Source organism: Streptomyces humidus, assembly GCF_014649655.1.
Lineage (GTDB): Bacteria > Actinomycetota > Actinomycetes > Streptomycetales > Streptomycetaceae > Streptomyces > Streptomyces humidus.
This window is the reverse complement of sequence record NZ_BMTL01000016.1, coordinates 62,926-82,626: the sequence shown is the minus strand read 5'-3', so window position 1 is coordinate 82,626 and position 19,701 is coordinate 62,926. Positions and strand designations below refer to the sequence as shown.

13 protein-coding genes are annotated in these 19,701 nt (G+C 73.0%); 10 read left to right on the top strand and 3 right to left on the bottom strand.

Annotated features, from left to right (window positions below; translation table 11 throughout):
- Positions 1–36 precede the first annotated feature (36 nt).
- Positions 37–705 (bottom strand): MOSC domain-containing protein, encoded by a 669-nt coding sequence (locus IE239_RS19695; RefSeq protein ID WP_190150686.1) that lies wholly within the window; start codon positions 703–705, stop codon positions 37–39.
- Between the two features lie 80 nt (positions 706–785).
- On the opposite strand from IE239_RS19695, the gene IE239_RS19690 reads away from it, so the two are divergent.
- A complete protein-coding gene (locus IE239_RS19690) occupies positions 786–1,706 on the top strand; it encodes a LysR family transcriptional regulator (RefSeq protein WP_190150685.1) in 921 nt (306 codons plus the stop codon).
- A 152-nt stretch (positions 1,707–1,858) separates the two neighbouring features.
- Here the strand turns inward: IE239_RS19690 and IE239_RS19685 are convergent, their stop codons facing one another.
- Positions 1,859–2,188, bottom strand: coding sequence for a WhiB family transcriptional regulator (locus IE239_RS19685; protein WP_109003076.1), 330 nt, complete (start codon positions 2,186–2,188; stop codon positions 1,859–1,861).
- A gap of 380 nt (positions 2,189–2,568) precedes the next feature.
- On the opposite strand from IE239_RS19685, the gene IE239_RS19680 reads away from it, so the two are divergent.
- The 4 genes from IE239_RS19680 to IE239_RS19665 all read left to right on the top strand — a co-directional run bounded on the left by IE239_RS19680 (position 2,569) and on the right by IE239_RS19665 (position 7,069).
- Positions 2,569–3,180: a response regulator transcription factor gene (locus IE239_RS19680; protein WP_003948568.1), complete on the top strand. Its 612-nt coding sequence runs from the start codon at positions 2,569–2,571 to the stop codon at positions 3,178–3,180.
- A 400-nt stretch (positions 3,181–3,580) separates the two neighbouring features.
- Positions 3,581–4,168, top strand: coding sequence for a sigma-70 family RNA polymerase sigma factor (locus tag IE239_RS19675; protein ID WP_107448788.1), 588 nt, complete (start codon positions 3,581–3,583; stop codon positions 4,166–4,168).
- A 155-nt stretch (positions 4,169–4,323) separates the two neighbouring features.
- On the top strand, positions 4,324–5,826 hold the full coding sequence (gene guaB, locus IE239_RS19670; protein ID WP_190150684.1) for an IMP dehydrogenase: 1,503 nt from the start codon (positions 4,324–4,326) through the stop codon (positions 5,824–5,826).
- Positions 5,827–5,944: 118 nt separating this feature from the next.
- Positions 5,945–7,069 carry a GuaB3 family IMP dehydrogenase-related protein gene (locus IE239_RS19665; protein WP_190150683.1) on the top strand — a complete coding sequence of 375 codons (1,125 nt, stop codon included), beginning with the start codon at positions 5,945–5,947 and terminating at the stop codon, positions 7,067–7,069.
- 57 nt (positions 7,070–7,126) lie between these two features.
- Here the strand turns inward: IE239_RS19665 and IE239_RS19660 are convergent, their stop codons facing one another.
- Positions 7,127–8,335 (bottom strand): nucleotide sugar dehydrogenase, encoded by a 1,209-nt coding sequence (locus tag IE239_RS19660; RefSeq protein ID WP_190150682.1) that lies wholly within the window; start codon positions 8,333–8,335, stop codon positions 7,127–7,129.
- A 397-nt stretch (positions 8,336–8,732) separates the two neighbouring features.
- On the opposite strand from IE239_RS19660, the gene IE239_RS19655 reads away from it, so the two are divergent.
- From IE239_RS19655 to IE239_RS19635, 5 genes are all read left to right on the top strand, one after another.
- On the top strand, positions 8,733–10,439 hold the full coding sequence (locus tag IE239_RS19655) for a glycerol-3-phosphate dehydrogenase/oxidase (RefSeq protein ID WP_190150681.1): 1,707 nt from the start codon (positions 8,733–8,735) through the stop codon (positions 10,437–10,439).
- Positions 10,440–10,928: 489 nt separating this feature from the next.
- A complete protein-coding gene (locus tag IE239_RS19650) occupies positions 10,929–13,088 on the top strand; it encodes a serine/threonine-protein kinase (RefSeq protein ID WP_190150680.1) in 2,160 nt (719 codons plus the stop codon).
- A gap of 175 nt (positions 13,089–13,263) precedes the next feature.
- Entirely contained in the window at positions 13,264–16,032 is a 2,769-nt protein-coding gene (locus IE239_RS19645; protein ID WP_229878196.1) for a serine/threonine kinase C-terminal domain-containing protein, read from the top strand.
- Between the two features lie 159 nt (positions 16,033–16,191).
- Positions 16,192–17,982, top strand: a complete 1,791-nt coding sequence (locus IE239_RS19640) for a serine/threonine-protein kinase (protein ID WP_190150768.1) — start codon at positions 16,192–16,194, stop codon at positions 17,980–17,982.
- A gap of 76 nt (positions 17,983–18,058) precedes the next feature.
- Complete coding sequence (locus IE239_RS19635; RefSeq protein WP_190150678.1) at positions 18,059–19,699, top strand: serine/threonine-protein kinase; 1,641 nt, start codon at positions 18,059–18,061, stop codon at positions 19,697–19,699.
- The last annotated feature ends 2 nt before the right edge of the window (positions 19,700–19,701 follow it).

Below are 19,701 nucleotides of genomic sequence, written 5' to 3'. Positions count from 1 at the left end.
TGAAGGCCCCGTGAGCGGCCCTTCCGTGAGGACGGCTCAGCCTCCGTGCTCCGCCACGTACTTCCGGGCCGCGGCCAGCGTCTCCGAATGCAGGGCCTCACCGGCCGCGAGCAGCAGGGGCAGCAGCTCCCGGTGCGTGGTGACGGCCTGGAACTGCATCCGGGCCGTCACGTCGTGGTCCGGCACATGGACGATCTCCACCGCGTCCCCCGCGCGGACGTCGCCGGGAACGATCACCCGCAGGTACGCGCCCGTCGCCGCCTTCCGCGTGAACCGCTTCACCCACTGCTTCTCGCCCAGGTGCCCCTGGAAGGTCAGGCACGGTATCCGGCCGGCGGTCACCTCCAGCACCACGTCGGAGCCGATCCGCCAGCGCTCGCCGATCCGCGCGCCCGACACGTCGAGGCCCGCCGTGGTGAGGTTCTCGCCGAACACGCCGTTGCCCAGCGTGCGCCCCAGCTCGCCCTCCCACGCGTCGAGGTCCTCGCGCGCGACCGCGTACACCGCCTGGTCGTCGCCGCCGTGATGACGCAGCTCGCACACCGCGTCCCCCGCCAGACCGCTCGCGCCGACCCCCTTCGGGCCGGGTGCCGAGACCCGTACGGCCCCCTCGACCGGCCGCTTGTCGATACCGGTCAGCCCCTGCGGCTGACCGGTGTACGGAACGGCCTTCGGGCGGCCCAGGTTGACGGACAGAAGCCTCATGACGGCAAGGTAGGCGACCTGACATCAAAGTGTCCATGCATTATTCGCCCGGCCGCCCAAGGTTCCCTTATGCTCGACGGATGATCGAGGCCCGTCATCTCCGCGTGCTGCGCGCCGTGGCCGCCACCGGCTCCTTCTCGGCGGCCGGGCGGGAACTGGGCTGCACCCAGCCCGCCGTCAGCCAGCAGATGAAGGCCCTGGAGGCCTCCGTCGGCACGCCCCTGCTGGTCCGCAGCGGCCGCGAGACGCGGCTGACCCAGGCGGGCGAGGCCCTCGTCCGGCACGCGGCCGGGATCCTGTCCGGGCTGACGGCGGCCGAGGAGGAGGTCGCCGCGATCGCGGGGCTGCGCGCGGGCCGGGTCCGTCTGGTCTCCTTCCCGAGCGGCAGCTCCACCCTCGTGCCCACCGCCCTCGCCGCGCTGCGCGCCGCACACCCCGGCACCCGGGTCTCCCTGGAGGAGGCCGAGCCGCCGCGCTCGGTCGAGCTGCTCCGGGAGGGGGACTGCGACATCGCCCTTGCCTTCCGCTACGAGCGCGCCACGGGCGACGGCGCCCCGGCGGGCCCGGGCGAGGGCGAGTGGGACGACCTGGTCGTGCGCCCGCTGCTGACGGACCGCCTGGTCGCCCTCGTGCCCGAGCGGCACCGCCTCGCGCGCGTGGAGGCCGTCGCCATCGACGATCTCGCCGCCGAGCCGTGGATCGCCGGCTGCCCCCGCTGCCGCGGCCAGTTGGTGCAGGTGTGCGAACGCGCGGGCTTCACGCCCCGTATCGACTTCGCGACCGACGACTACCCGGCGGTGGTCGGCCTGGTGGGCGCCGGCCTCGGCGTCGCCGTCCTGCCCGGGCTCGCCGTCGAGTCGGTGCGGCCCCGGGGCGCCCGAGCGGTCGCGCTGGAACCGGCGGTGCGCCGCGAGATCGTCGCCCTCACCCTGCCGGACCTGGCCCAGGTGCCGGCCGTGACGGCGACGCTGGAGCACCTGGAACGCGCGGCGCGGCGCTGACCCCGGGCACAGAACGCGCCGCTGACCCCGGGCACAGAAATCGGCGCTGACCCCGGGCACAGAAATCGGAGGGCACTCGCGTGCGCCCTCCGATTCGCTCGTTCCCGGTCGGCCGACCTCTTTTCGGCCGCTTTCTCCGCAGAAACGTTCCTTCATGTGTTCGAAGCGGCGTCTCTCGCCCCCGACGACGCCGACACCAGGCGGTTGCGCGCCCTTCCCATGAGCTCCTCGCGCTCGTCCTCGGTCAACCCGCCCCACACCCCGTACGGCTCTCGAACCGCCAGGGCGTGCGCCGCGCACTGGGCGCGGACCGGGCACCTCATGCAGACCTCCTTGGCCGAGTTCTCTCGAGCGCTCCGAGCCGCCCCGCGCTCACCCTCCGGATGGAAGAAGAGCGAACTGTCCACTCCGCGGCAGGCAGCCAGGAGCTGCCAGTCCCACAGGTCCGCGTTCGGTCCGGGAAGGCGGGAGAAATCTGCCATTGCGTGACCCCTTGTAGCCGTTCTGAGCGGATACGGTGTCCACGACCGTACAACTACGATCTAAGGAGATGAAAATATGACTCATTGCGAATCTAGCCTCAGACACCAGTGAATGGGAAGAAATAGGGCCAAACGGGGCGGGGGTGATGGGGAAAGCCCGGGGGACCGTGTGGCTGACTGCTCTGTGTCCGGCTCCTCACGTAGAGTGCCGAAGAATGCACGCGGCCCCGTAACTCTTTCGAGTGACCGTCGTTGAGAGTGTGGTGGCGGTTGGAAAAACAAAACGCTCGGGCAGGCGTCCGAGACGGTCGACCGCACAGGTGACGATTCGTACCAGCCTGGAGGCACAAGGTGACGCGCATCAGCTGCGGAGGGCGGCCATGACTTCCGTCCTCGTCTGCGACGACTCCCCGCTTGCCCGAGAGGCGCTCCGCCGCGCGGTCGCGACCGTGCCCGGCGTCGAGCGCGTGACGACGGCAGCCAACGGCGAGGAAGTGCTCCGCCGCTGGGGCGCCGACCGCTCGGACCTGATTCTGATGGACGTACGCATGCCCGGTCTGGGCGGCGTCGAGACCGTACGGCGGCTGCTGTCCGCCGATCCGGGGGCACGCATCATCATGCTGACCGTCGCCGAGGACCTCGACGGCGTCGCCCTCGCGGTCGCCGCCGGCGCCCGCGGCTATCTGCACAAGGACGCCTCGCGCGCGGAGCTGCGCGCGACCGTCACCCAGGCGCTCGCCGACCCGACCTGGCGGCTCGCCCCGCGCCGGCTGCGGTCGGCCGAGATGGGCGCGGCCCCCACGCTCACCGCGCGGGAGATCCAGGTCCTCGAAGGCATGAGCCACGGTCGCTCCAACGCGGAGATCGGCCGTGAGCTGTTCCTCTCCGAGGACACCGTCAAGACGCACGCCCGACGGCTGTTCAAGAAGCTCGGCGCCTCGGACCGCGCGCACGCGGTGGCGCTCGGCTTCCGGTGGGGACTCGTCCGCTAGGGCCACCCCGCCGCCCGCCCGGCCCGCGGCCCCGGACCGTTCCGGGGCAGGACGGGCCTGGGCCGTCCGGCGGATCGCACCGGTTCCGGGTGACATCCGCCATTCATCGAGGAGAGCGGGCTCATGGGCGAACCTCCCTGCTCAGAGGCGGTCCGGGGACCGGCCGAGATGTCCCGGCGCCGCGCGGCGGGCGGGAGCCGCACAGGGTCCCGGCAGGCGCCCGCTGCTTGTTTCGCCGCGGATGCCGCATCCTTGAGGTGTGGAGTTCCTCGGGGACGAGTCGGTCGAGCGGAAGGGGAGGGCGCAGGGGATGAGTGCCGGCGCACCTGCTCATAACGCTTCGGTGCACAACGAAGGGCACGGTGCCACGGCCGGTCCGGCCGCAGTGCACCATGGACCGATGCGCGATGACGAGGCGGTCGCTGCCGTGGGAACGATCGGGGCACTCGTCCATCGCGCGGTGGACGGCGACGAGCAGGCCACCCACGACCTGCTGGCCCACGTCCATCCGCTGGCTCTTCGTTACTGCCGCACCCGGCTGTCCCGGCTGCCCGGCGACGCCCGCCACTTCGTGGAGGACCTCGCCCAGGAGGTCTGCGTCGCGGTCCTGCTCGCCCTGCCCCGCTACCGGGACACCGGCAGGCCCTTCGAGGCCTTCGTCTTCGCCATCGCCGCCCACAAGGTCGCTGACCTGCAACGGGCCGCGATGCGTCACCCCGGCTCGACGGCGGTCCCCTCCGACGAGATGCCCGAACGGCCGGACGACTCGCTCGGCCCCGAGGAGCGCGCTCTCCTCAGCAGCGACGCCGAGTGGGCGAAGAAACTCATGGCCAACCTGCCCGAGAACCAGCGTGAACTGCTCCTGCTGCGCATCGCGGTGGGGCTCACCGCCGAGGAGACCGGCCAGATGTTGGGAATGTCACCCGGAGCGGTCCGAGTGGCCCAGCACCGGGCGCTCAGCAGACTGCGGGCGCTCGCCGAGCAGTGACGAATGCCGGTGGCCGCGCCCCCGCTGAACAGCCCGGCCGCCGTTTCCGTACGAACATACGAAGCCCGAGCTCACCCGCGACCGTGGAATTCGGGCGGTGCGCTTCCCGTTAGCATGGACATCCGCACCGATCAAGGCCATTTGGGGAAGGTGTCATGACTGCCAACGTCGACGGAGTGCCCGGAAAATTCGCGACCCTCGGGCTGACCTACGACGACGTGCTGCTGCTGCCGGGCGCATCCGAGGTGCTCCCCAACGCGGTCGACACCTCGTCCCGCATCTCCCGCAACGTCCGGGTCAACATCCCGCTGCTCTCGGCGGCGATGGACAAGGTGACCGAGTCCCGCATGGCGATCGCGATGGCCCGCCAGGGCGGCGTCGGCGTGTTGCACCGCAACCTCTCCATCGAGGACCAGGTCAACCAGGTAGACCTGGTGAAGCGCTCCGAGTCCGGCATGGTCACCGACCCGATCACGGTGCACCCGGACGCGACGCTGGCCGAGGCCGACGCGCTGTGCGCCAAGTTCCGCATCAGCGGTGTGCCGGTCACCGACGGCGGCGGCAAGCTGCTCGGCATCGTCACCAACCGTGACATGGCCTTCGAGACCGACCGTTCGCGCCAGGTGCGCGAGGTCATGACCCCGATGCCCCTGGTCACCGGCAAGGTGGGCATCTCCGGCGTCGAGGCCATGGAGCTGCTGCGCCGGCACAAGATCGAGAAGCTTCCCCTGGTCGACGAGTCGGGCGCCCTCAAGGGCCTCATCACGGTCAAGGACTTCGTCAAGGCCGAGAAGTACCCGCTGGCCGCCAAGGACGCCGAGGGCCGGCTGCTCGTCGGCGCCGCGGTCGGCGCCAGCCCCGAGGCGCTGGAGCGCGCCCAGGCGCTCGCCGACGCCGGCGTGGACTTCCTGGTCGTCGACACCTCGCACGGTCACAACAGCAACGCGCTCAGCTGGATGTCGAAGATCAAGTCGAGCGTGCGCGTCGACGTGATCGGCGGCAACGTCGCCACCCGTGACGGCGCCCAGGCCCTGATCGACGCCGGCGTCGACGGCATCAAGGTCGGCGTCGGGCCCGGCTCGATCTGCACCACGCGCGTGGTCGCCGGCATCGGCGTCCCGCAGGTCACCGCCATCTACGAGGCCTCCCTCGCCGCCCGCCCGGCGGGCATCCCGCTGATCGGCGACGGCGGCCTGCAGTACTCCGGCGACATCGGCAAGGCGCTCGCCGCCGGCGCCGACACGGTGATGCTGGGCAGCCTTCTCGCGGGCTGCGAGGAGTCGCCGGGCGAGCTGCAGTTCATCAACGGCAAGCAGTTCAAGTCGTACCGCGGCATGGGCTCGCTGGGCGCCATGCAGTCGCGCGGCCAGGCCAGGTCGTACTCCAAGGACCGCTACTTCCAGGCGGAGGTCGCGGCCGACGACAAGCTCGTGCCCGAGGGCATCGAGGGCCAGGTGCCCTACCGCGGCCCGCTCGGCAACGTCCTGCACCAGCTCGTCGGCGGTCTGCGCCAGACGATGGGCTACGTGGGCGCCGCCACCATCGCGGAGATGGAGAGCAAGGGCCGCTTCGTGCGGATCACTTCCGCGGGCCTCAAGGAGAGCCACCCGCACGACATCCAGATGACGGTCGAGGCGCCGAACTACAGCAGCAAGTAGGCGTTCCGCGCGCGTGAGACACCGCGACGAGGGCGGTCCCGGGGCATCCGGGGCCGCCCTCGTCGTACCTGTCGGCGATACTGGAAGACGCTGAACGCATCAGGGAAAGGCCACAGACGTGACTGAGATCGAGATCGGGCGCGGCAAGCGCGGCCGCCGGGCGTATGCCTTCGACGACATCGCCGTCGTCCCCAGCCGCCGTACGCGGGACCCGAAGGAGGTCTCGATCGCCTGGCAGATCGACGCCTACCGCTTCGAGCTGCCCTTCCTGGCGGCTCCCATGGACTCGGTCGTCTCCCCGGCCACCGCGATCCGCATCGGCGAGCTGGGGGGCCTGGGCGTACTGAACCTCGAAGGCCTGTGGACCCGCCACGAGGACCCGCAGCCGCTGCTCGACGAGATCGTGAGCCTGCCCGTGGACGCGGCCACCCGTCGCCTCCAGGAGATCTACGCCGCCCCCATCAAGGAAGAGCTGATCGGGCAGCGCCTCAAGGAGGTGCGCGACTCGGGCGTGGTCACCGCCGCCGCGCTCTCCCCGCAGCGCACGGCCCAGTTCTCCAAGGCCGTCGTCGACGCGGGCGTGGACATCTTCGTCATCCGCGGCACGACCGTCTCCGCGGAGCACGTCTCGGGCTCGCACGAGCCGCTGAACCTGAAGCAGTTCATCTACGAGCTCGACGTCCCGGTGATCGTCGGCGGCTGCGCCACCTACACCGCGGCGCTGCACCTGATGCGCACGGGTGCGGCGGGCGTCCTGGTCGGCTTCGGCGGCGGCGCGGCGCACACCACGCGCAACGTGCTGGGCATCCAGGTGCCGATGGCGACGGCTGTCGCCGACGTGGCCGCGGCCCGCCGCGACTACATGGACGAGTCGGGCGGCCGCTATGTGCACGTGATCGCGGACGGCGGCGTCGGCTGGTCCGGCGACCTGCCCAAGGCGATCGCCTGCGGCGCCGACTCGGTGATGATGGGCTCCCCGCTCGCCCGCGCCACCGACGCGCCGGGGCGTGGCCACCACTGGGGCATGGAGGCCGTCAACGAGGAGCTGCCGCGCGGCAAGAAGGTCGACCTCGGCACGGTCGGAACCATCGAGGAGGTCCTCACGGGCCCCTCGCACACGCCCGACGGCTCGATGAACTTCTTCGGCGCCCTGCGCCGCGCCATGGCCACCACCGGCTACAGCGAGCTCAAGGAGTTCCAGCGCGTCGAGGTCACGGTGGCGGACTCGGTACACCGCCGGTAGCCCCGGAGACCCGCAGGACCTGACCCTGTGAACCGGGGGCGTTGTGCGCGCCCCGGTTCACAGACGGTGCGCCGCTCCCGTGGGGGTGGCTCCCCGGGTGTCCAGCAGCAGCTGCGCCTTCACCGACAGGCCCTGCAGGTCGTACGTGCGGTGCTGCTGGAGCAGGATCGTGAGATCGGCGTCGGCGGCAGCCTCGTAGAGGGAGTCGGCGCGGGGCACCGGGCGGTGCAGCACGCTCCAGGACGGCACGTGCGGGTCGTGGTAGCTGACGGCCGCGCCGAGCTCCATGAGGCGGATCGCGATCTCGCGCGCCGGGGTGTTCTGCTGGTCGGCGAGATCGGGCTTGTAGGTGACCCCGAGCAGCAGCACGCGCGCGCCCCGGGCCGATTTGCCGTGCTCGTTGAGGAGGGCGGCGGCACGCTGGACGACGTAGCGGGGCATGCGGCTGTTGACCTGCTGGGCCAGTTCGACCATGCGCAGGGGGCTGCCGGGGTGGCCGGTGCGGTCCAGGGGGACCGAGTGGCCGCCGACGCCGGGGCCCGGGCGGAAGGCCTCGAAGCCGAAGGGTTTGGTCTCGGCGCAGCGCACGACGTCCCACAGGTCGACGCCCAGGTCGTGGCAGAGGACGGCCATCTCGTTGACGAGGGCGATGTTGACGTGCCGGAAGTTGGTCTCCAGGAGCTGCACCGTTTCGGCTTCGCGCAGACCACGCGCGCGTACCACCTTGTCGGTCAGACGGCTGTAGAAGGCGGCGGCGGACTCGGTGCAGGCGGGGGTGAGCCCGCCGATGACCTTCGGGGTGTTCGCCGGGGTGAAGGCGCGGCTGCCGGGGTCGACCCGGCTGGGGGAGTAGGCGAGGTGGAAGTCGCGGCCCGCGCGCAGACCCGACGTCTCCTCCAGCAGCGGCCGCAGGAACGCCTCGGTCGCCCCGGGGTGCACCGGCGACTCCAGGATCACCGTGGTGTGGGGGCGCAGGTGCCCGGCGAGGGTTCGGGCGGCGGCTTCCACCTGGCTCAGGTCGAGGCCGCCGTCCGCGTCGCGCGGGGTCGGGGCACAGATGACGGCGGTCCGCACCCGCCCCAGTTCGGCCGGGTCGGTGGCGGACCGGAAACCCCCCGAGAGCATCCGGCGCAGTTCGGCGGGGCTGAGAGAGCCGGCCTCGGGGCCGGTGCGGTAGCCGACGGTGGGGATGCCGGCGGCGACGGCGGCCTGGGCCAGGGGCAGGCCGAGCGGGCCGAGTCCGATGACGGCGAGATCTGCGGGCATGACGTATGCCGTCCTTCCCAGTAACCGAGGTGGGACAGGTGCGCAAGCCCGGTGGACAGGATGGGCGAGCGCAATGTCAGACTAGGAGTAAATATGACCGTTATGTGGGATTGATCGGTCGTGTTGGCCCGGCCGTGTCGCCCGGACGGGCCGCCCCTGGGACCTGCGGTTTCCGCCGTCTCTGCCGCTCCTTTCCGCCCGCCCGGCGTCTGCGGCCGGCGGTGTGAGGAGGATGTTCTCCCGGCGGGCCGGTTCAGGTCCGGCGCGGGTCGTCCACAGGCTGGGGATGTGTGGTGGCTGATGTCGGGCATCAAGGTCAGAATTTGGGCATGAGGGTTACGGACCGGGTCTCGCCCTGACGGGGTGCGGCCGGCGCGACCGACAGCGGGAGGCAGCGGTGAGGACAGCGACACTGGGGCCGGCACAACGAGCAGAGTCACTGGCGGCCATGGCCGAGCGCGAGCTGGACGTACTGGTGGTGGGCAGCGGCGTGGTCGGCGCGGGCACCGCCCTGGACGCCGTGACGCGCGGCCTGTCCACGGGACTGGTCGAGGCGCGCGACTGGGCCTCGGGCACGTCGAGCAGGTCGAGCAAACTGGTCCACGGCGGTCTGCGCTATCTGGAGATGCTGGACTTCGCCCTCGTGCGGGAGGCGCTCAAGGAGCGCGGCCTGCTGCTGGAGCGGCTCGCTCCGCACCTCGTGAAGCCGGTGCCCTTCCTGTACCCCCTCCAGCACAAGGGCTGGGAGCGGCTCTACGCAGGGTCGGGCGTCGCGCTCTACGACGCGATGTCCATGGCCCGCGGGCACGGCCGGGGCCTGCCGACGCACCGTCATCTGAGTCGCCGCCACGCCCTGCGCGTCGCACCCGCCTTGAAGAAGGACGCGCTGGTCGGCGCGTTGCAGTACTACGACGCCCAGATGGACGACGCCCGTTTCGTCGCCACCCTGGTGCGCACCGCGGTGTCCTACGGGGCCAAGGCGGCCAACCGCGCGCGGGTGACGGGCTTCCTCCGCGAGGGCGAACGGGTCGTCGGCGCGCGGGTCCAGGACGTCGAGGCGGGCGGGGAGTACGAGGTCCGCGCCCGGCAGATCGTCAACGCCACCGGCGTGTGGACCGACGACACCCAGGCGATGGTCGGGGAACGCGGCCAGTTCCACGTCCGCGCCTCCAAGGGCATCCATCTCGTGGTCCCCCGGGACCGCATCAGCTCCTCCACGGGGCTCATCCTGCGCACCGAGAAGTCGGTGCTGTTCGTGATCCCCTGGGGCCGGCACTGGATCGTCGGCACGACCGACACCGACTGGGACCTCGACAAGGCGCACCCGGCCGCCTCCAGCGCCGACATCGACTACCTCCTGGAACATGTGAACTCGGTGCTCGCGATACCGCTGACCAGGGACGACGTCGAGGGCGTGTACGCGGGCCTGCGGCCGCTGCTGGCCGGCGAGTCGGACGCCACCAGCAAGCTGTCCCGCGAGCACACCGTCGCGCACCCGGTGCCGGGACTGGTGGTCGTGGCGGGCGGCAAGTACACGACGTACCGGGTGATGGCGAAGGACGCCGTCGACGAGGCGGTCCGCGGACTCGACCAGCGGGTGGCCGACTGCGTCACGGAGGACGTGCCGCTGCTGGGCGCGGAGGGCTACCGGGTGTTGTGGAACGCGCGGGCGCGCATCGCGGCGCGGACGGGTCTGCACGTCGTGCGGGTCGAGCATCTGCTCAACCGGTTCGGCTCGATGGCGGAGGAGGTGCTGGACCTCATCGTCGCGGATCCGTCGCTGGGCGAGCCGCTCCAGTTCGCCGACGACTACCTGCGCGCCGAGATCGTCTACGCCGCCTCGCACGAGGGTGCGCGGCATCTGGACGACGTCCTGACGCGCCGTACGCGCATCTCCATCGAGACGTTCGACCGGGGCACCCGCAGCGCCCGGGAGGCGGCCGAGCTGATGGCGCCGGTCCTGGGCTGGGACAAGAGCCGCGTCGAACGCGAGGTCGAGCACTACGAGAAGCGGGTCGAGGCCGAGCGCGAGTCCCAGCGCCAGCCCGACGACCTGACGGCGGACGCGGCGCGCCTGGGCGCCCCGGACATCGTGCCGCTCTGACGCTCTGACGCTCTGGCAACTTGAGGCTCTGGGGCTTTGAACGCTCTGGCACTGTGAGGTTCTGAGCTCTCGGCGCTCGGACGTTCCAGCTTCCGTCGTACGCCGTGCCGGTGATTCCTGGGATTCCCTCCGGAGCGATTCACTCGAACGGGTGTCGCGTGCCGGGATCTCTGTTCGGGGCCGGCTCGTTGTACGGGTGCGAGGACGGAACTCGGCTGCGGGCAGGGCCGGTTCGAGGTCAGGCGCGGCGATCGCCGTCGGGTCCGCCCGGAACGTGAGGGCGACCCGGCCGCCCGGCCCGGCCGCGCAAGGCGTCATGGATTCGCCCTCCTCGTCGCTCTCTTCGGTCGGGGCGTGGTGCACCTTCTGGCCGGAATGCGTCACCTGTGGAGTGTGACCGGGAGGTGATGAGGGGCACCCGGGGCGTGGGGCACTTGTCGGGTGAGGGACAATGAAGGCTCTGTCAGGGCGGGTTGCATGAGGGGACGCATGTCGGAGGCGGAGCGGGCGGGAACACCCCGTCAGGACAAGAGCGCACGTCTCCTCGCCGGGCGGTACCGGCTGGGAGACGTACTCGGCCGCGGCGGCATGGGGACGGTGTGGCGCGCCGAGGATGAGACCCTCGGACGCACGGTCGCCGTCAAGGAGCTGCGGTTCCCGGGGAACATCGACGAGGACGAGAAGCGCCGGCTTATCACGCGGACGTTGCGCGAGGCCAAGGCCATCGCGCGGATCCGCAACAACAGCGCGGTGACGGTCTTCGACGTGGTCGAGGAGGACGACCGGCCGTGGATCGTGATGGAGCTCGTCGAGGGCAAGTCGCTCGCCGAGGTCATCCGCGAGGACGGCGTGCTCAAGCCGAAGCGGGCGGCGGAGGTCGGGCTGGCCATCCTCGACGTGCTGCGGTCGGCACACCGTGAGGGCATCCTGCACCGCGACGTGAAGCCGTCGAACGTGCTGATCGCCGAGGACGGCCGGGTGGTGCTCACCGACTTCGGCATCGCCCAGGTGGAGGGCGACCCGTCGATCACCTCCACCGGCATGCTGGTCGGAGCGCCCTCGTACATCTCGCCGGAGCGGGCCCGTGGGCACAAGCCGGGGCCGGCGGCCGACCTGTGGTCGCTCGGCGGTCTGCTGTACGCGTCGGTCGAGGGTTCGCCGCCGTACGACAAGGGCTCCGCGATCGCCACGCTCACGGCCGTGATGACCGAGCAGTTGGAGGAGCCGAAGAACGCGGGTCCGCTGAAGGACGTCATCTACGGTCTGCTCACCAAGGATCCCGCGCGCAGGCTCGACGACGCCGGTGCGCGGACGATGCTCGACGCGGTGCTCCACGCGCCCGAGCCCGGCCCTGCCGAGCCGGCGGACGCGACGAAGGTCGTCCCGCTGCCCGCGCAGCCCGACGCTTCCGCGGGCAAGGGGAGCTCCTCGGGCGCGGAGCCGAAGCTGCGCGGGGCGTTCCGGTCCGTGCGCAAGGCCGCCGTCGCGGCGGGGGCGGCCACTTCGGCGGCCGCCTCCCGCTCCAAGTCGACGGGCGTGACCGGCGCCTCCGGTTCGGTGAGCGCGGGTGAGGCGCAGAAGGACGGTGCGGTCCGGGGTTCCGGCGCCGCCGCTTCGGCCGCCGTCCCGCCGGCCGTCCAGCCCAGAGCGGCCTCGGCGCCGACGAGCAGGCCGGCGTCCGGGCCGGTGTCGGGGGTGGCGGCCGGATCAGCGGCGTCGTCCGCGTCCGTGCCGGCGGCCCGCTCCGGGAACGGGCCGAGCGTCGTCTCCGCCTCGCCGTCGGGACCGGGTTCCGCCGTGGGTTCCGCTTCCGGCGCGGGTTCCGGTGCGGGGGCGCAGGGCGGCGGCGCCGTGCGGAGTTCGGGGTGGCCCGTCATGACGCCGCCGGACCTGCCGCCGCGCCCCGTGCCCAGGGCGCCGCTGACCGACGTGGTGCCCAAGCGGACGCTGGTGATCATCGCCGCGGTGGTGCTGCTCGCGGTGCTCGGTACCGTGCTGGCCCTCACGCTCGGCGGTGACGACAAGACGAGCGGGGCGAAGGGCGGCGGCGGGACGGTCGCCACCGGGAGCCCGAACGTCGGCACCAAGGAGGACGAGAGCGGCGGGACCCGCACGGACGGGTCGAAGTCGCCCTCCGCGACCGGGTCCGGTTCCGCCCCCGGTGACACCGCGGTGGCCGGAGGCGCCGGGGCCGGCGTCAGCCCCGGCGGTGAAGGAAAGGCGGTGACGACGCACAAGGGCGCCCAGGGCTACTCGATCGGGCTGCCCGAGGGGTGGAAGTACAAGACCTCGGACACCGCGGGCGACCGTTTCACCGGCCCCGACGGGCAGAAACTGCTCATCGCCTGGACGACCACGCCCAAGGGCGACGCCGTCGCCGACTGGAAGAACCAGGAGCGCTACATGACGCGCTCGCAGTACAAGAAGATCCGCATCGTGCAGGTGGACTACCGCGGCTGGAACACGGCCGACTGGGAGTTCACCTACACGGACGACGGGACGGCGTACCGCACCGTCGACCGCGGGTTCGTCGTGAACGACCATCTCGGGTACGCGTTGATGTACACCGCGAAGTCCGCCGCCTGGGAGACCGGACTGCGGCAGAGCACGTGGAAGACGCTCACGGGCACCTTCATGCCGAAGAAGTAGCCGTCGCCCGACGGCCGGGTTCGGGGGCAGATCCCGCATCCTCTCTTTGCGGGTTGCCTGCGGCACGTATCGTGAATGGCTGCGGACCGTACGCATCCGGCTATACGGCCGGATCCGGCTGTAACGGCACGCAGGACGAACGGATTTGACCGACCGGGCGGCCGGGGGAGGCAACGTGGACGACTACGCGGGTCGGGTACTCGTCGACCGCTACCGCCTGCCGTTGCCGCCCTCGGACGAGTACGAACTCACCGAGTCCCGCGCCTTCGACACCTACAGCGGGCAGGAAGTCCTGGTCCGCCAGGTGCCGTTGCCGGAGGTCGTCGAGGCCGAGGTGCTCGACGCGGAGGGTCTGCCCGAGGGGTTCACGGCACGCGAGCGCAACGCCCGGCGACCCGTCGGCCGGGGCACGGGTGCGGGGGCCGGCGCGGGGACCCGACGGCCCGCCGACCCCGTCGTACGGCGGGCGATGGAGGCGGCCCAGGCGACGGCGAGCATTCCCGACCACCCTCGGCTCGACCAGGTCTTCGACGTGTTCGCCGAGGGCGGCTCGCTGTGGATAGTGAGCGAACTGGTGGCCGCGCGGCCGCTGTCGGCGCTGCTCGCCGAGAAGCCGCTGACGCCGTACCGGGCCGCCGAGGTCGCCTCCGACGTGCTCATGGCACTGCGGGTGCTGCACGCCCATGGCTGGGTGCACCGCAACATCACCGCCCGCACGGTCCTCGTCTGCGACGACGGGAGGGTCATGCTGAGCGGCCTCGCGGTCGGCGCGGCGGAAGAGGCGCTGTGCGGGTACGACCCGGTGCCGGCCCCGGACCCGCTGCCGGGCGCGCCGGACGCCACGGACCGAAGTGGCGCGGAGAGCGGCGGAAGCGGCTTCGGCGGCCATGACGCGCATGCGGGGCAAGGGGCTTCCGCGCCCCGGTCGCAGCCGGGCGGCCAGGGCGCCTTCGGCCCGGCAGGTCCGGCAGGTCCGGCAGGTCCGCGCGGTTCCGTCGGACCGGGCGGACCCGGCGGCGGACTCGATGCCGGGGCGGTGGATCCCGAGGCGGCTCGGCGGGCTGCCATCGAGGCACGGGGCACGGGCGCGTTGCCCGTGGCGGCGGGTGAGCCGTCCGCCGGCGGCGGGGCGTCCGGGGCGGTGGCCCGCAGGGCGTCCACGGAGACCGGCGGGGACATCCGTGCCGCGCGGGCGGGCGCGATAGCCGCGTACCGCGCCGGGGCCCGGGCGGCGGCGCGGGTGCAGGAGGCCCAGGAGGCTCAGCAGAACGGACGCGCGGCCCTGCCCGGCGCCCGCACCCCGGGCGACGGCGGGCACGGGACCGCGGGAGGCGACCCGTCCGGCCGGATCGCCGACCCCTACGGAGTCCAGGGCGTGCCCGGCCCCGGACCGCACGCCCCCGGACCGCACACCCCCGCACTGCACTCCCCCCACGCCCCCGGTTTTCCGCAGCAGGGCGCTGCCCCGACGTCGCACGCCTCGCTCACCCCCGTGCCCGGCCCGCAGGTCCCCGGCGCCCAGGCCCCCGTGCCCGGCCAGGGGCCGGGGCTGGGCCAAGGGCAGCACCAAGGCCCGTACCAGGGCCGGCCGGGCCGTGCCGCGGCGGGCGAGGAGCGGGCCGGGGTCCGTTGGGACGAGCTCGCGGCCGGCGCCTCCGGCGGCGGCCCCCGGCGCGGGCCCGGCACCGCGCTCGCCGCCGAGCGGGCGAGGCAGGCCAGGATGGCCGTCGTCGGACCGGTCACCGAGCGGTGGGCGCCCGAGCAGGCCGGACCGGTGCACGAGAACTGGCAGTTGGCCGCGCCGATCGGTCCCGCCACCGATCTGTGGGCGCTGGGCGCGCTGCTCTTCCGGGCCGTGCAGGGGCATGCCCCGTACCCGGAGGAGTCGACGGCCGAGCTGGTGCAGATGGTGTGCGCCGAACCGCCCGCCTTCGCCGAGGAATGCGGGCCGCTCCGGCCGGTCGTGGAGTCGTTGCTGCGTCAGGACCCCACCGAGCGACTCGACTTCGAGGAGCTGCGGGGCTGGCTGCGCTCGCTGGTGCGGTCCGCGCCGGAGCCGGAGGCGGGGACGCATGTCGTCGCCGCCCCGCCCGTGGACCCTCGTCGGCTGCCGATCGTGCGCCGCAAGGGCGAGCTGGTGCGCCGGCGGCGCGCCGGACTGCCCGCCACGCACGGACGGCACAAGCGGGGCCGGCCGGAGACGGACGGCTCGCCCCGGAGTCTGGGCCGGACGCTGCTCGTGCTGATCCTGCTGGCGCTGGCCGCGGCCGTCGCGTACGCCGTGCTGTTCATGCCCAAGGCGGGTGACGACGGCGCGTCCGGCACGGACGCCCGGGGCACGGGGACCTCCGGCGCGACGTCCGGCCAGGCCCCCGACGCGAGCAGCGAACCCCGTCCCGACCAGACCTCGCCGGGCCCCTCCGGCCCCGCCTCGGGCTCCTCGTCGGCGGAGGCCACCCAGACGCAGACCGGCGGGTCCGGCGGGGGCGTCGCCGACGGCTTCACCCTGCGCAAGGACGCCGCCGGCTTCCAGATCGCCGTGGCCGACGGCTGGGGCCGCGCGCCGAAGAACGGCCGCGGCCAGGTCGTGTACTCGCACGGGAGCTTCGAGCTGATCGTCGTTCCGGGACGCGACAGCACGTCGTCCGGCGGGAACGACCCGATGGTCTATCAGCGGGAGAAGGAGAGCGAACTCCAGCCCTACCGGGACTCCAGCTGGGCGACGGCCTCCGGGCTGCGCACCACGACCGTGGGCTCCCGGACCATGGCCGAGGGCCAGTTCACCTGGACCGGCGCGGGCGGGCGCGAGCTGTACGTCCGCAACCTCGCCATCCTCATCGCCGGGCGGTACCACATCGTTCAGGTGCGGGGCCCGGAGGCCGAACGGGACGAGGTCTCCCGGCTGTTCGAGCAGGCGTCGGCCACCTACCAGTACACCGGCTGACGACCGCCCGGACCCGTCCGGCCGCTTCGGGGTTGCCGCGCGGAACGGGAAGCGACAACCGTCACAGTGCTGTCTCCGTGGCACCCCCGTGGTTCCGCGCGGGCGGCCCGGTCTTTACTCTGGCCCCTGTCAAGAACATTGCGGGGCAACGTGAATCAGATGCAGGGCCGGCTCCTCGCGGGGCGCTACCGGCTCGCCGACGCCATCGGGAGCGGCGGCATGGGCCGGGTGTGGCGTGCCCACGACGAGCTGCTGCACCGGGCGGTCGCCATCAAGGAGCTGACGGCCGCTCTCTACGTTGCGGAGGGCGACCGGGCGGTCCTGCTGGCGCGGACCCGGGCGGAGGCCCGTGCGGCCGCGCGGATCAACCACTCCGCCGTGGTCACCGTTCATGACGTGCTCGAACACGACGGCCGTCCATGGATCGTGATGGAACTCGTCGAGGGCCGCTCGCTGGCCGACGCCGTCAAGGAGGACGGGCGCGTCGAGCCCGCGGAGGCCGCCCGGATCGGCCTGTGGGTGCTGCGCGCTCTGCGCGCCGCGCACTCCGCCGGCGTGCTGCACCGTGACGTCAAGCCGGGCAACGTGCTCCTCTCCGAGGACGGCCGCGTCCTCCTCACCGACTTCGGCATCGCCCAGATCGACGGCGACACGACCATCACGCGCACCGGAGAGGTCGTCGGCTCCGTCGACTACCTGGCCCCCGAGCGGGTGCGCGGCCATGACCCGGGCCCGTCCTCCGACCTGTGGGCGCTGGGCGCGACGCTGTACACGGCGGCGGAGGGGCGGTCGCCGTTCCGCCGCACCTCGCCGCTGACCACGATGCAGGCCGTCGTCGAGGAGGAGGCCGCCGACCCGCGCCACGCCGGGCCGCTCGGCCCCGTCATCACCGCCCTGCTGCGCAAGGACCCGGCCGCGCGCCCCACCACCGAGGAGGCCGAGCGCCTTCTGGCCGAGGCCGCCGACGGACGGCGCCCCGAAACGGCGGAGACCGTTGTGCCGACCCGGTTCGGGGAGCCGGACCGGGCCACGGGAGGTCCTCCCGCCGGGCCGCCCTCCGGAGCGCACCCGACGTCCCCCGCCACGCCTCCCACCTCGTACGTGCCGTCCGTGCCCCGGACGCCGACGTCCGTCCATCCCGTGACCCACCCGACCGTCGTGGGCCCCGCGCACGCCGGTCCGGGCCCGTCGGGGCCGTACACGCCCTCGGGGCCGTACACGCCGTCCGTGCCGTACACGCCGTCCGTGCCGTTCCCGCCGTCCGCCGCGGACGGACGGCCGCCCCGTCGTCGTCGCCGGCTGCGCACGACGGCGCTGGTGGTCGTCGTGGCCGCGCTGGTCGGCGGGGGCACGGCGATCGGGCTGCAGAAGTGGGACGCGGGCCGGGGGCGGAACACCGGGTCCGGATCGCCGTCGCCCTCGCCGTCCGCCTCGCCGAGCCCGACGTCCACCGGCTCCTCCGGCGGGCAGGGCGCGGCGCCCGACACCTGGGAGAAGATCAACGACCCGCTGGGCTTCGGGCTCGCGCTGCCCAAGGGCTGGAAGCGGGAGGTGTACCAGGACGACGGCGATCTCCAGCAGATCGACTACACCCCCGACGGCGGCGAGCACTTCGTGCGCATCGCCCTCGACAAGTCCCCCGACTTCGACGACCCCTACGCCCACCAGCTCGACCTCGAACAGCAGCTCGGGCGACTCGTCGACTACGAGCGGGTCACCCTGGAGAAGAACCTCTACCGCGACCGCGACGGTTCCGAGTGGGAGTACAGCTGGACCGCGCTGGCGAAGGACACCGAGTTCCCCGGGCCGCGCCGTGCGATCGAGGAGACGTACGTCGCCCGCGACGGCTCCGAGTACGTCGTCTACATGTCCTCCCCCGCGAAGGACTGGGCGGCGACGCTCAAGCAGTTCAGGTCGGTGCTGCAGAGCTGGCGCGAGCCGGGTTCGTAGCGTCCGCGGGCGGGGCCCGGCAGTTGGCCGGACCACGCCCCGGAGGCGTGGCCTCCGGTGGGGCATGATGGGCCCCATGGGGACCGAGGGGGGCGGGGACGCCGTACGGGTCGTCGCGGGCCGTTACCGGCTCGAGGCGAGGCTCGGGCGCGGCGGCATGGGGGTCGTGTGGCGGGCCACGGACCAGCTGCTGGGACGGCGTGTCGCCGTGAAGGAGCTGATCCAGGACGACGCGCTCACCGCCGAGGAGGCGCGCGGTCGCCGCGACCGCGTCCTGCGCGAGGCCCGCGCGGTCGCCCAGCTCAGCCATCCGCACATCATCGTCGTGCACGACGTCGTCGAGGACGGCGAACGCCCCTGCATCGTGATGGAGTTGATCGACGGAGGTTCGCTCGCCGACCGGATCGCCGCCGAGGGCCCGCTCGAGCCGAAGGAGGCGGCCCGGATCGCCCTCGCCCTGCTCGGCGCGCTGTGCGCCGCGCACACGGCCGGGGTCCTGCACCGGGACGTCAAACCCGCGAACGTCCTGCTGGAACGCGACAGCGACCGCGTCGTCCTCACCGACTTCGGGATCGCGCAGATCGCAGGCGCCACCACGCTGACCGAGACCGGCTCGTTCGTCGGCTCGCCCGAGTACACCGCTCCGGAGCGGATGTCCGGATCGCGCACGGGCGCGGAGTCCGACCTGTGGTCGCTGGGCGCGCTGCTGTGCACGGCGCTGAGCGGCGAATCCCCGTTCCGGCGGGACTCGTTGGGCGGCATCCTGCACGCCGTCGTGTTCGCCGAGATCCGCACGCCCCCGCAGGCCGCTCCCCTCCTGCCCGTCGTGCGGGGGCTGCTGGAGCGCGATCCGGAGAGACGGCTGGGCGTGACGGAGGCGGAACGGCTGCTGCGCGCCTTCGTGGAGACCGGGCGCACGCCGCCGCCGGAGCCGAGCGCCTACACCCCGACCCAGGCGGATCTGCCCCGCCCGGACGCAGCGGCCCAAGAGCGTTCCACGCGCGGGGTGCTGGTGGCCGCGCTGCTGGTGGCCGCCATGGCAGGGGCGGGCGTGTCGGCGGCGGCGCTGCTGCTCAACGGGGACGGCGACCCGGGGCGTGCGCCCAAGGCCTCGGCTTCGGCGGCGTCGGCGTCGGCGAGCGCCACGCCGGGCCGGCCGCGCCCGAGCGGCGCGCCGAGCCCGTCGGCGAGTCCCAGGCCCTCTCCGACGGCGGTCCCCGGCACCGCCCCCGCCGCGCTGCCGGCTTCCTCCCGCCCGGAGACCGGCACGCCGTCCGCCCCGTCCGGCTACCGCGTGGCCGACGACCCGGGCGGGTTCGCGCTCGCCGTGCCGGAGGACTTCACGCGCGTGCCGCAGGGGGAGCGGGTGTTCTTCATGTCTCCGGGGCAGGTCTTCCGCCTCGGGGTGAAGGTGTCCGTCGCGGGGCCGGACGGCCCGCTCGCCGTGATGGAGCGGGCGGCCGCCAAGGGCTCGGACACCAACCCGGGCTACCACGACGGCCAGGTCACCGAGACGGTCCACAGCGGACGGCCCGCCGCCCTCTGGCAGTTCACCTGGGACGGCTTCAGCGCGGCGGAGGGTCCCCGGCACACGTACGACCTGTGCTGGGAGGAGGGCGGACGGCTCTACGACGTGTGGGTGTCGGCGCCGGTGGGGAAGGTGCGCGAGGCGCGCGAGTACTTCGACGTCGCGGTCGACACGTTCGTGACACGGTAGTT